The following is a 12,020-nucleotide window of genomic DNA, read 5'->3' on the forward strand; positions in this document are numbered from 1 at the left end:
TGCCTGATGATCTCCGGACTATCGTCCACCCCGGAGGTTGATCATGCACTTGGAACCGGAGTTACCCAGCGGCCCGGGGGGTGAGCCGTGGACCCCCGCGGTCCAGGCCCTGCTGCGGCATCTGGAGCAGTCGGGATTCGACGGCGCGCCACCGGCCGGCGCCGACCCGGCCGGACCGGCCCAGCCCTGGCCGGAGTGGGCCCGCGAGGACGACACGCTCTGGCAGGTCGCCCAATGGCTCCGGGAGTACCACGAAGCCGTCGCCGACTTCGTCCCGCCGGCCGGCGCGGTCTGGCGCAAGGGCGGCAGCTGGGAACCGGGGCTGATCATCGGGCACAACGACGCGGCGCCGTACAACGCCACCCGCTCCGGCCAGCGCCTCACCGGTTTCGTCGGCTGGGACTTCGCCGGGCCCGTCACCCGGGACGCCGACCTCGCGTTCACCGCGTTCGCCTGGGTGCCGCTGAACGCGCACGGCGACGCCGCCGCGGAAGGCTGGACGTCGCTGGCCGACCGTCCGCGACGGTTGCGGTTGCTTCTCGACGCGTACGGCTGGCGCGGCACCGCCGCCGGCATGGTCCGCGAGGTCCGGGACCGGATCAGCGCCGCCATCCACGACATCCGCCGCCTGGCCACCGCCGGCGACCACGACTGCCGCGAACTGATCCACACCGGCTTCGACCTGCGCCTCGCCACCGCCGTGAAGGAACTCGCCACCTTCCCCGGCTGACCCTCGCGACCCGGCGACCCTCGCGACCCGGCGACCCGCGCGGCCCGGCGACCCGCGCGGCCCGGCGACCCGCGCGGCCCGGCGACCCGCGCGGCCGGCAGCCCGGTAGCCCGCCGCGGCGGGGCCGCAACCGCGGGCGGCCCGCTGACCGGGCGTGCAAGCCTGCCGCAAGGTCGCGGCAAGCGGGCACCCGCATGGTCGGCGGCATGCTCACCACGACGAAAGCACCGGACATCGCCGCGCTCGGCACCATCCTCGGGATCTGGGCGCATCCCGACGACGAGGCGTACCTGTCCGGCGGCCTGATGGCCCTGGCCCGCGACGCCGGCTCCCGGGTGGTCTGCGTGACCGCCACCCGGGGCGAACACGGCACCGGCGACCCGGAACGCTGGCCGCCCGGCCGCCTGGCCGCCCGCCGCGCCACCGAACTCGACGACTGCCTGCACATTCTCGGCGTCACGGAACACCATTGGCTCGGCTACCGGGACGGGCGCTGCGACAGCGTGCCGGCGAGCGGGGCGATCGCCCGGCTCGGCGCGCTGATCGACGAGATCCGCCCGGACACCGTCGTCAGCTTCGGCCCGGACGGCAACACCGGCCACCCGGACCACCGTGCGGTCGCCCGCTGGACCGCCGCCGCCGTCGACTGGGCCGCCCCCGCCGGCACCCGGCTGCTGCAGAGCGCCGTGACCGGCGACTGGGCCGAACGCTGGCGCGCCGTCAACGACCGGTTCGAGGTGTTCCAGCCCGGTTTCCCGGTGGTGCGCCCGGAGTCTGCGCTGGCCCTGCGTCTCGAACTCGACCCGCCGACCCTCGCACGCAAGATCCGCGCCCTGGCCGCCCAGCGCACCCAGACCGAGGCGCTGATGGCCGCGATGGGCGACGACTACGCCGCCTGGGTCACCGAGGAGTCCTTCGCCGACGCCACCCCGGCCGCCCACCCGAAAGCCCCGGCCCATCCGGACGTCACGGCCCGCCGGGAAGTCACCACTCAACCAGCGGCCGCAGTTCGCCGCGAGGACACGACCGGCCTTGGCGGCGGGCACCCCGTATGCGACCGCTGCTGGTGGGACCACCTGGAGGCCCGCTGGCAGTGCGGTTGAGAGATCCGGCGGCGAAGGCGGGAGTGCCGCCTACCTCGCGTAGTGACCGGCGGGACGGGGCACGGTTGGCGGGACGGTCACGTGCGTACCGTTGAAGGGGTCGGAAAGGCGCTGGTAGTAAGGGCTGGACCGGGACAACTCGTCGTGGGTTCCGTCGGCGGTGATGCGGCCGCCGTCGACCACCATGATCCGGTCGGCGGCCCGGACCGTCGAGAAACGGTGGGCGATGACCAGCACCGCGCACTCCGACGCCACCTCGTGCAGGGTCGCCGCCAGGGCCTGTTCGCTGTCCGGGTCCAGGTGGGCGGTGGGTTCGTCGAGCAGGATCACGTCCGGGCGGGCCAGCAGGCAACGGGCGATCGCGACGCGCTGGCGCTGACCGCCGGAGAGCCGCCGCCCGGCGTCGCCGACCGGGGTGTCGAGGCCGTCCGGCAGCGCGGTGACCACCCGGTGCAGCCCGGTCATCGCCAGCACCCGGCGGATCTCGGTGGCGTCGGCGGGCCCGGCGCCGTAGAGCAGGTTGTCCCGCAGCGTTCCGGCGAGCAGGCGGCTGTCCTGGTCGACGAGGCCGACGGCGGTGCGGAGGCGGCCGTACGGGATGAGCCGCAGATTCCGCCCGCCGAGCAGCACCGCGCCCCGGTCCGGCTCGTAGAACCGCTCGGCCAGCGCGAAGATCGTCGACTTGCCCGCCCCGGACGGCCCGACCAGCGCGACCTGCCCGCGGGCCGGCACCGTGAACCGGGCGCCGCGCAGCACCGGGCGCCCCGGGCGGTACCCGAACCAGACGTCCCGGAACTCCAGCGCCGGCGCGGTCCGGGCGCCACGCGGGGACGGGATGACGCCGACGGCGCGGTCCTTCTCGACGGGCATCGCCAGCACCTCGTTGATCCGGTGCAGCGCGCCGGAGCCCTGCTGCACCGCGCTGACCGCCTGGAAGATCTCGTAGACGGGCGCGGCCAGGTACGTCATGGCGAGCGTGAACGCGACCAGCTCACCGAGCGTCATCACCCCGGCCGACACCCGGGTCGCGCCGAGCAGCAGCACCGCCAGGAACGCGCCGCTGACCGCCAGGTCGTTGGCCGGGCCGCTGAGCGCGACCATCCCGGCCATCCGCAGGTTCGCCAGGTACGCGCCCCGCGCCGACGACTCCAGCCTCTCCTCCTCGGCCTCCTCGGCACGGCAGGCCCGGACCAGCCGGATCCCGCCGAGGGCCCGTTCCAGGTCGGCGGCGAGCAGCCCTTCGGCGGTCTGGGCGGCCCGGGACTCGGTCCGGACCCGCCGTACCACCGCCAGCAGCGCCGCGAACGAGCCGCCGAACAGGACCACCACCGTGCCGAGCAGCCACGGGTCGAGCCAGCCGAGCAGTCCCAGCGCGGCGGCCAGCCCGATGGTCCCGGCCAGGCCGGTGCCGAGGCTCTGCGCGATGAGGGTCTTCACGGCGGCGGTGTCGCCGCAGGCCCGGGCGATCAGGTCGCCGATCCGGCCGGCGTCCAGCGCCGCGATCCGGACCCGCAGCAGATGGCCGGTGAGATGCCGCCGCAGGTCGCGGGTCATCGTCTCGCCGGTGTGCGCCTGCACGTACCTGGCCAGCGCCAGCGCGGCGGCCTGCGCGGTGAACAGCGCGGTCAGCGCCCCGATCACCGGCCACGGCAGGCGCCCGGCCGCGGCGCCGTCGACGGCGACCCGGGCCAGCAGCGGCTGGGTCAGCGCCAGCAGCGTGCCGAACAGGCTGAGCCCGGCGGCGCCGAGGATCGAGCGGCGGTATCCGCGGGTCAGCCGGCGCAGGTCCCGCCACCGGGCCAGATCCGCCATGGCAACCCCTCTCGACGGGAGGTCCCGACCGTAGGCACCCATTTCGGGCAGCGGCAATGACCATGGGACGGTTCCGAGCGCGGCAAGGGGCGCAGCCGTCGCCCTTTCGTAGGATCCGGTCATGCCTCTGCTCGCATCCCTGCACGACCCCGCCGACCTGGCCGGCGCCGTGGTCACCCCGGACGGCACGCTGTCGCGTCACGAGCTGCTCGGCCTGGCCGGCGGGGTGGCCGCGGAGATCGCCGGGGCGCCGATCGTCGCGGTGGAGGCGGTGGCGGGGCTGCCGGCGATCGTGGCCGTGACCGGGGCGCTGCTGGCCGGGGTGCCGATCGTGCCGATCCCGCCGGACGCCGGCGACCTGGAACGCGAGCACATCCTGCGGGACTCCGGCGCGACGCTGATCCGGCCCTCGATGCGCGCGGGCAGCGTGCCGCCGCCGGTCGCGGGGAACGGGCCGGCGCTGGTGCTCTACACCAGCGGCACGACGGGCGCCCCGAAAGGCGTGGTGATCTCCCGGGACGCGATCGCCGCCGACCTGGACGCCCTCGCCGAGGCCTGGCGGTGGACCGCTGACGACACCCTGGTGCACGGCCTGCCGTTGTACCACGTGCACGGGCTGGTCCTCGGCGTGCTCGGGCCGCTGCGGCTCGGTTCCCGGCTGGTGCACACCCACAGACCGACCCCTGCGGCGTACGCCCGAACGGCCGGAACCATGTACTTCGGGGTGCCCACCGTATGGTCGCGGATCGCCGCCGACCCCGCCGCCGCCCGGGCCCTGCAAGGGGCCCGGCTGCTGGTCTCCGGCAGCGCTCCCCTGCCGGTCCCGGTGTTCGACCGGCTGGCCGATCTCACCGGGCAGGCCCCGGTCGAGCGGTACGGCATGACCGAGACCCTGATCACGGTCAGCGCCCGCGCCGGCGGGGAACGCCGTGCCGGCCACGTCGGCATACCCCTGACCGGTGTCACCACCCGGCTGGTCGACGAGGCCGGCGCGCCGCTGCCCGAGGACGGCGCGACCATCGGCCACCTCCAGGTGCAGGGCCCGACGCTGCTCGACGGCTACCTGCGCGACGGCGGGGTACGCCGGCCGGACCTGGTCGACGGCTGGTACCCGACCGGTGACGTCGCCACGATCGGCCCGGACGGCTGGCACCGGATCGTCGGCCGCGCCTCCACCGATCTGATCAAGACCGGCGGGTACCGGGTCGGCGCCGGGGAGGTCGAGGACGCGCTGCTGCTGCACCCGGCGGTGCGAGAGGCGGCGGTGGTCGGTGTCGCGCACCCGGATCTGGGGGAGCAGATCACGGCGTACGTGGTCGCCGAGGCGGTGAGCCCCGCCGAGCTGACCGACTTCGTGGCGCAGCGGCTGGCCGTGCACAAGCGGCCCCGGGTGGTGCACCTGGTGGACAGCCTGCCGCGCAACGGGATGGGAAAGGTGCAGAAGAGTTTGCTCACCGCCGGATGACTCAACTCGGCGCCGGGCCCTGCCGATCGAACGGCTCGTGACGAGACCCTCTCCGCGTACCGCCACCGCGCTCCTGATCGTCGCGGTGTTCTGGCTCGTGGTCGCCGTCGTGCTCGGGATCGCCGGGACGCAGCGCCCGGTGCCGCCGTGGCTGCTCTGGCCGGTCACCGTCGCCGCGTCCGTGACCACGGTGCTGGGCTGCCGTGTCGCGGCCGTCACCGGCAGCGGCCCGGTCCGCGTGTTCTGGCGGCGCCTGACCACCGCCACCGGCGCCGTCACCGCGGGGGCCGTCACCCAGGCGGTGGACGTCGTGCTCACCGGCCCGTCGGTGCGGCTGAACCCGGTGACCGTCGGCTGCTACATGGTGGCGGTGCTGGTCGCGATGGTGGCGTTGCTGCGCCTGCCGACCCGGCGGCGCACCTGGCGGGCGACCGTCGCCGCGCTGCTGGACACCGCGATCGTGGGGGTCGCCGCCGCTCTGGTCGTCAGCCACCTGCTCTGGACCACCTCGGTGCCGGCGAACAGCGACCTGATCACCGCGGTGATGATGGTGATCGTCCTGGTCACCGCGTGCGCGGCGGTGGTCGCCCTGGTCAAGGTGGGGATCACCGGCACCGGCCGGACACTGCGCCGGGCCCTGTGGGCGCTCGCGCCGGTGGGCCTGCTGGCGCCCGGGTCGTGGGTGGCCGCGCCGGTCCTGCGGCAGTGGCCGCACCTCACCGGCACGGTCTCGGTGATCCCGGTGCTCGGCGTCATGTTCGCGCTGGCCGTCTGGCTGCAGACCCACACGAACCTGGCCCCGCCGCCGGTGCAGCCGCTGCCCACCGCGCGCCGGAGCCGGATCAGCGGGGTGCCGTACGCGGCCATCGCCGTCACCACCGCCATGCTGATCGGTGTCACCCTGGACTCCGGTTTCCTCTCCCCCGGCCTGGCCGGCGGCTCCGTGGTGATCACCGTGCTGGTGGTGACCCGGCAGTACCTGGCGCTGCGCGACAACGCGACCCTGCTGGACCGGCTGGATGACCAGGCCCACCACGACGACCTGACCGGGTGCCCGAACCGGCGGTTCTTCACCGCCGCCCTGGCCCGCCGGACCGCCCTGAGCACTGTCGCCGTCTGTGACCTGGACGGGTTCGCCGCGCTCAACGACCGGCTCGGTGACGAGGCCGGGGACGCGCTGCTGCGGGCCGCCGCCGAGCGGGTCGGCGCGGTCGCCGGCGACGGCGCCGTGGTGGCGCGGCTGCTCGGCGACGAGTTCGGCGTGCTGGCGCCCGGGGCCGTGCCGGGCCTGGCCGAGAAGCTGGTCGAGGCGTTCCGGGCGCCGCTCCGGGTGGACGCCCGGGACCTGCTGGTGACCGTCACCGCGGGCGTCGCCACCGGTGACGGCGAGGCGGTCCCGGACCTGCTGCGCCGCGCCGAGGTGGCGTTGCAGGCCGCCAAGTACACCGGCGCCGACCGGGCCCGCGAGCACAGCACCGCCCTGGACGCGACCGCCGCGCACCACGCCGAACTCGCCGCCGCCCTGCGCCGCGGCCTGGATCGGGGCGAGTTCCGGCTGCTGTACCAGCCGATCGTGGAACTGCCCGGCGGCGTCCTGACCGGTGTCGAGGCGCTGGTCCGCTGGCAGCCCGCCGACCAGCCGGTGGTCTCGCCGGCCGAGTTCATCCCGGTCGCCGAGCACAGCGGCCTGATCCTCGACCTGGGGGCCTGGATCATCGACGCGGCCTGCGCGGACGCGGCCGCCTGGCAGCGCCGGCACGGCGCCGGTGGCCCCCGCGTCAACATCAACGTCTCGGCCCGGCAGCTGCTCGACCCGGACCTGCCCGGCATGGTCGCCGAGGCGCTGCACCGGCACGGACTCACCCCGGACCGGATCACCATCGAGATCACCGAGACCGCTGTCTTCGCCGGTGGCGCGGCCCTGGACACCGTCCGTGAGCTGCGGGAACTGGGTGTCGGCCTGGCGCTGGACGACTTCGGCACCGGGCACAGCTCGCTCACGCTGCTGCGTACCTGCCCGGTCACCACCCTCAAGGTGGACAAGTCGTTCATCGACGACGTGAACGGCACCGCCGAGCAGGAGGCCATCGCCTCGTCGCTGAGCACCATCGCGGCGACGCTCGGGCTGCGCGCGGTCGCCGAGGGCGTGGAGACCCGGGACCAGGCCGAACGCCTGCACGCCCTGGGTTACCGCTACGCCCAGGGGTACTTCTTCGCCCGCCCGGTCCCGGCCGCCGACATCGACGCCATGCTGGCTCAGCCCGTCCTGCTTTCCTGAGCTGGTCCTGATGGCTGTCTCAGCTGAGCTGAGACAGCCATGACAACCAGCCGGGGTGTGGACCCCAGGGCCGGGAGTACGGTGCGGACATGATCAGTACCTGTCCCGAGTGCGGGGCCGCCGGGGTCCCGCTGATCTTCGGGCTCCCGGTGCCCGCCGCCCGGCAGGCCGCGGAGAACGGTGACCTGGCCCTGGGCGGCTGCGCCATGCCCACCCGCCCACCGCACTGGCAGTGCCCGTCCGGCCACCGCTGGCCCGACGACGACGAGGCCGGCTGGGACCGGCGGCTGCTGACCGTCCTGAAGGCCCACGGCTATCGGGCCTGACCCTGTCGCGGGGTTGCGACCATCCGGTACCGTTCCGTCGCGCCGGCACGCGCGCATCGACGTCGATGCCGGCATGTCCGACTTAAGCGGAGACGGGAACCGAGTTGAAGAGACGCATGGGTGTGGCGGTCACCGCCGTCGCAGTGGTCCTCAGTGGCTGTACGTCGGACGCCGAGCCCGCGACGACGCCGGATCTCGAGGCCCGGGGCACCGTGCTCACCACCGTGCAGCCGGCCCGCCAGGATCTGACCAACCAGATCAGCCTGACCGGCAAGGTGACCATCAACCCGGTCTTCGGGATCGTGGCCCCGGCCGAGGGCGAGATCCGCTACGTCAACCGGAAGCCGAGCACCCGCCCGGTCCAGCGGCGCACCTGGGTCGCGTCGGTGTGGGACGAGAACGGCATTGCCCGCCGGGTGGAGATCCCGATCGGCTCGGTGCTGGCCGGGCGCCTGATGGCCGACCGCTCGCCGGTGTCCAAGGGCATGCCGGTGGTGTCGGCGCGGCAGGTCGGCTACGGCATCGTGGCGGACATCGACAGCGCCCAGGCGTACCGGATCTCCGGCTCGGTCGAGTCGGTGAAGGCGCAGATCAAGAACGGGCCGGGCCCGTTCGCGTGCGAGCCGATCGGCACCATCGCGGCGCTGCCGGCCGGCACCCTGCCCGAGCCGGAGCCCACCACGGCCCCCACCACCCCGGCCGCCGGCGCCTCGGGCGCGCCCGCGCCGCCGGCCAAGATCGACCCCGGGGCCGGGGGCACGGGCAGCGAGGGCGGCGGCGACGGCTCGGAGCCGACCGGTCTGCGGCTGGTCTGTTCCGCCCCGGAGCAGATCAAGTTGATCAACGGCTCCGACGTGACCCTCGACGTGATCACCGGCCGGGCGGCGAACGCGCTGGTGCTGCCGGTGGAGGCGGTCGCCGGGCTGCAGGGCAAGGGCAAGGTCGACCTGGTCATCGGCCAGGACAAGCGGCGCAAGACGATCGACGTGGAGCTGGGCATCTCGGACGGCAAGGTCGTCGAGATCAAGAAGGGCCTGGTCGGCAACGAGACCATCGCGGTGCCCGGGCCGAACCTGCCGACTCCGGCGCCCGAGGTGACCGGGTGACGGCCCTGATCCAGCTCGCCGGCATCACCAAGGTCCTCAAGGGCCAGAAGGAGCCGCGGACCATCCTCGACGGCGTGAACCTGGACGTGCACGCCGGTGAGAGCATCGCCATCGTCGGCCGGTCCGGTTCCGGCAAGAGCACCCTGCTCAGCGTGCTGGGCCTGTTCGACCGCCCGGACCAGGGCAGTTACCTGCTGTCCGGCGACGACATCAGCCGCCTGCCGGAACGCCGGGCGGCGAAGCTGCGCAGCTCGCACTTCGGTTTCGTGTTCCAGCGGTTCTTCCTGCTCAAGCATCTGACCGCGGCGCAGAACGTGGCGATGGCCCTGGTCAACGGCCAGGGCTGGCTGCCCCGCCGGCAGCGCCGGGCCAAGGTGATGGCGGCGCTGGAGGAGGTCGGCATCGCCCACCTGGCGAAGAACCGGCCGGCCCGGATGTCCGGTGGCGAGCAGCAGCGGGTGGCGATCGCCCGCGCCCTGGTCCGCCAGCCGCGGATCCTGCTGGCCGACGAGCCGACCGGCGCCCTGGACACCGAGACCGGCGGCCTGGTGATCGACGCGCTGTCCGCGGTGACCGCTCGCGGGTGCGCGCTGATCCTGGTCACCCACGACCGGGACCACGCCGCCCGGATGAGCCGGGTCGTGCACCTCGACGCGGGCGTGCTGACCGAGCAGGTGCGCACATGATCCGCTTCTCCGGCCGGTTCCGGTCCGCCCTGATCATCGGCATCCAGGGCATCCGGGCCCGCAAGACGCGCACGCTGCTGTCCATGGTGAGCCTCTTCCTCGGCGTGCTCGCCGTGGTGATCGTGCAGGCCGGCGCCAGCATCGCCGAACGCGCCCAGCTGGCGAACCTGGAGCTGCTGGTCGGCCTGGACGGCACCAAGGTGATGAACATGAACGGCGCGTCCCCCCAGATCGGGCCGATCATCATGAACACGGTCAAGGGCCGCGACGACGGCATGGCCATGGTCGGCATGTCGGCGATCATCGGCGAGCCCGGGGTCCGGCCGGTCAACGAGGGCGCCCTGCCGTTCGACGGCTCCTGGGGCTCGAACGTGCCGATGGTCTGCGACGCGCTGGGCAACTGCCGGGAGCAGACCGCGCAGGAGGCCGGCCCGCTGGGACAGGCCATCGAGGTACGCCTCACCGCGGTCACCGGCGACGTCCGCAAGTTCCGGCCGTACCGGCACGTCTCCGGGAGCTGGCTGGACTTCAGCACGATGCCCGCGCTGGCCCCGGGCCTGGTGCTGAACAAGGAGGCCGCCAAGGGCTTCGAGATGCACCGGGTCCCGGCCGAGATGCGCGTCTCCGGGGCGTCGGCCCACCTGACCCCGCGGATCGTCGGGGTGGTCGACGACGGTGGGGAGCAGCCCCGGGCCTATGTCCGGATCGACGAGCTGAGCCACTGGCTGCCGGCCACCAAACTGATCGACCCCAACTACGGCGAGGTGCAGGTCCTGCTGGACGCGTCGACACCGGTCGAGCAGGTGCTGGCGACGAAGCTCCGGGCGATCAACGTCGAGACGTCCACCGAGCTGATCAACTCGAAGAAGGACCAGGAGAAGGAGCTGGCCCTGCTCCGGATGGTCTTCCTCGCGATGGCCGGGCTGGTGCTGCTGATCGGCGTGGCCGGCATCCTCAACGTCGGACTGGCCACGGTCGGCGAGCGGGTGGAGGAGTTCGCGCTGCGCCGGGCCGTCGGCACGCCCCGCGCCCTGCTGGCCGGCATCGTCCTCGCCGAGACGCTGATCACCGGTCTGCTCACCGCCGGCCTGGCCATCGGCGCCAGCGTCGCCGGCCTGAAACTGCTGGTCACCCTGTTCGCCGACTCGGAGCCGATCCTGCAGGGGCTGCAGTTCCCGTGGGACGCCGGGCTGGCCGGGATCATCGCCGGCCTGATCGCGGGCGTGCTCGGCGGTTTCGTCCCGGCCCTGCGCGCCGCCGGGATCCCGATCGCCACGGTGATGCGGGCGTGACCGCCCCGGGCATCGTCGGCGACGGCTGATCAGCCGTCGCCGACGATGCCCGGGTTCCACCCGATATCGGGGGAGCGATTGCGGCCAATGTCGGAAAAGATATCAACCACCGGGTAACCAATCAGCGCCGCCAATTCGTTCTGCGGGGTGGCTCGGTGTCTGGTCGATTGTTATCGTCAACACCCGTTCCGGAATGATCAATTCGATCGAACCGCTGACGGGGGTCGGCTGATGCGTAGACGTTCTTTCGTGGTCCTGGGCGCCGCGGGCCTGACCTCGGCGCTGGCCGGCTGCGGCGAATCGGGCAGTGCCGGGCCGCGGGCCCGGCCCAGCGGGCCGATCGTGCTCGGTTTCTCCCAGGTGGGCGCGGAGGGCGGCTGGCGGGTCGCCAACACCAAGTCGATCAAGAGAGCGGCCGAGCGCAACCGCGTGAAGCTGCTCTTCGAGGACGCCGCCGGAGACCCGAAGAAGCAGCTCGAGCACATCCAGTCGTTCATCGACGCGAAGGTCACCGCGATCTCCTTCTCGCCGGTGGTCGAGAAGGGCTACGACGACGTGCTGCGGCGGGCCCGGGACGCCGGCATCCCGGTGATCCTCACCGACCGGCTGATCGACTCCGACCCCTCGCTGTACGTCAGCTCGATCGGCGCGGAGTTCGTCGCCGAGGGCAATCTGGCCGCCCTCTATCTGGAGAACGACTACGTCAAGAAGAACTCGGTCAATGTCGTCGAGCTGCTGGGTTCGATCGGCGCCACCCCGACCAAGCAGCGCTCCGAGGGTTTCGCCGCGACCGCGAAACGGACCGGCAAGCTGAAGATCATCGCCAGCGAGCCGGGTGACTGGACCAAGGACGGCGGCGCCCAGGCCATCCGCAAGGTGCTGCAGCGCACCCGGAAGATCGACGCGGTGTTCGCCCAGAACGACGACATGGGCCTGGGCGCGGCCGAGGTGCTCGCGGCCGAGGGCCTGAAACCCGGCACCGACATCAAGATCGTCACCGTGGACGCCACCGAGGCCGGCCTGAACGGGCTGGTGGCCGGCAAGCTGAACTTCGTGGTCGAGTGCAGCCCGCTGATCGGCGAGGACCTGATGAGCGTCGTCGTCGACCTGTTCTTCGGCGGCGAGGTCAAGAAGCGGATCACGTCCGACAAGAACGTCTTCAACAAGGACTCGGCGGGACCGGCCCTGGCAGCCGGCCGCGAATACTGATCGCGGCCGGCCC

At 73.3% G+C, this 12,020-nt stretch carries 10 protein-coding genes; 9 read left to right on the plus strand and 1 reads right to left on the minus strand.

Annotated elements, in window-relative coordinates:
• Positions 1-43: 43 nt before the first annotated feature.
• Positions 44-730, plus strand: a complete 687-nt coding sequence (locus ACZ3II_RS38350; RefSeq protein ID WP_465524773.1) for an aminoglycoside phosphotransferase family protein — start codon at positions 44-46, stop codon at positions 728-730.
• 206 nt (positions 731-936) lie between these two features.
• Entirely contained in the window at positions 937-1,833 is an 897-nt protein-coding gene (locus ACZ3II_RS38355) for a PIG-L family deacetylase (protein WP_465524775.1), read from the plus strand.
• A 30-nt stretch (positions 1,834-1,863) separates the two neighbouring features.
• Here the strand turns inward: ACZ3II_RS38355 and ACZ3II_RS38360 are convergent, their stop codons facing one another.
• Positions 1,864-3,645, minus strand: a complete 1,782-nt coding sequence (locus tag ACZ3II_RS38360) for an ABC transporter ATP-binding protein (protein WP_465524777.1) — start codon at positions 3,643-3,645, stop codon at positions 1,864-1,866.
• Between the two features lie 121 nt (positions 3,646-3,766).
• Between ACZ3II_RS38360 and ACZ3II_RS38365 the strand changes: the two genes are divergently transcribed.
• From ACZ3II_RS38365 to ACZ3II_RS38395, 7 genes are all read left to right on the plus strand, one after another.
• A complete protein-coding gene (locus ACZ3II_RS38365) occupies positions 3,767-5,110 on the plus strand; it encodes an AMP-binding protein (protein ID WP_465524779.1) in 1,344 nt (447 codons plus the stop codon).
• 37 nt (positions 5,111-5,147) lie between these two features.
• Positions 5,148-7,388 (plus strand): putative bifunctional diguanylate cyclase/phosphodiesterase, encoded by a 2,241-nt coding sequence (locus ACZ3II_RS38370; RefSeq protein WP_465524781.1) that lies wholly within the window; start codon positions 5,148-5,150, stop codon positions 7,386-7,388.
• An 89-nt stretch (positions 7,389-7,477) separates the two neighbouring features.
• Entirely contained in the window at positions 7,478-7,714 is a 237-nt protein-coding gene (locus tag ACZ3II_RS38375; RefSeq protein WP_465524783.1) for a hypothetical protein, read from the plus strand.
• A 116-nt stretch (positions 7,715-7,830) separates the two neighbouring features.
• The gene (locus tag ACZ3II_RS38380; RefSeq protein ID WP_465524785.1) at positions 7,831-8,820 is read left to right on the plus strand and encodes an efflux RND transporter periplasmic adaptor subunit; all 990 of its coding nucleotides are present in this window, start codon (positions 7,831-7,833) and stop codon (positions 8,818-8,820) included.
• A complete protein-coding gene (locus tag ACZ3II_RS38385) occupies positions 8,817-9,506 on the plus strand; it encodes an ABC transporter ATP-binding protein (RefSeq protein ID WP_465524787.1) in 690 nt (229 codons plus the stop codon). Before ACZ3II_RS38380 ends, ACZ3II_RS38385 begins: the two co-directional genes overlap by 4 nt.
• Positions 9,503-10,798, plus strand: a complete 1,296-nt coding sequence (locus tag ACZ3II_RS38390; protein ID WP_465524789.1) for an ABC transporter permease — start codon at positions 9,503-9,505, stop codon at positions 10,796-10,798. The genes ACZ3II_RS38385 and ACZ3II_RS38390 overlap by 4 nt, the downstream gene beginning before the upstream one ends.
• Before the next feature lie 231 nt (positions 10,799-11,029).
• Entirely contained in the window at positions 11,030-12,007 is a 978-nt protein-coding gene (locus ACZ3II_RS38395) for an ABC transporter substrate-binding protein (protein WP_465524791.1), read from the plus strand.
• Positions 12,008-12,020 lie beyond the last annotated feature (13 nt).

The organism is Actinoplanes sp. NPDC019969 (genome assembly GCF_055562375.1).

Excerpts from the sequence above, each read along its gene's own strand:
- ACZ3II_RS38395 (WP_465524791.1), top strand. The coding sequence starts at position 11,030 with ATGCGTAGACGTTCTTTCGTGGTCCTGGGCGCCGCGGGCCTGACCTCG.
- ACZ3II_RS38350 (WP_465524773.1), top strand. The coding sequence starts at position 44 with ATGCACTTGGAACCGGAGTTACCCAGCGGCCCGGGGGGTGAGCCGTGG.
- ACZ3II_RS38390 (WP_465524789.1), top strand. The coding sequence starts at position 9,503 with ATGATCCGCTTCTCCGGCCGGTTCCGGTCCGCCCTGATCATCGGCATC.
- ACZ3II_RS38355 (WP_465524775.1), top strand. The coding sequence starts at position 937 with ATGCTCACCACGACGAAAGCACCGGACATCGCCGCGCTCGGCACCATC.
- ACZ3II_RS38380 (WP_465524785.1), top strand. The coding sequence starts at position 7,831 with ATGGGTGTGGCGGTCACCGCCGTCGCAGTGGTCCTCAGTGGCTGTACG.
- ACZ3II_RS38365 (WP_465524779.1), top strand. The coding sequence starts at position 3,767 with ATGCCTCTGCTCGCATCCCTGCACGACCCCGCCGACCTGGCCGGCGCC.
- ACZ3II_RS38375 (WP_465524783.1), top strand. The coding sequence starts at position 7,478 with ATGATCAGTACCTGTCCCGAGTGCGGGGCCGCCGGGGTCCCGCTGATC.
- ACZ3II_RS38360 (WP_465524777.1), bottom strand. The coding sequence starts at position 3,645 with ATGGCGGATCTGGCCCGGTGGCGGGACCTGCGCCGGCTGACCCGCGGA.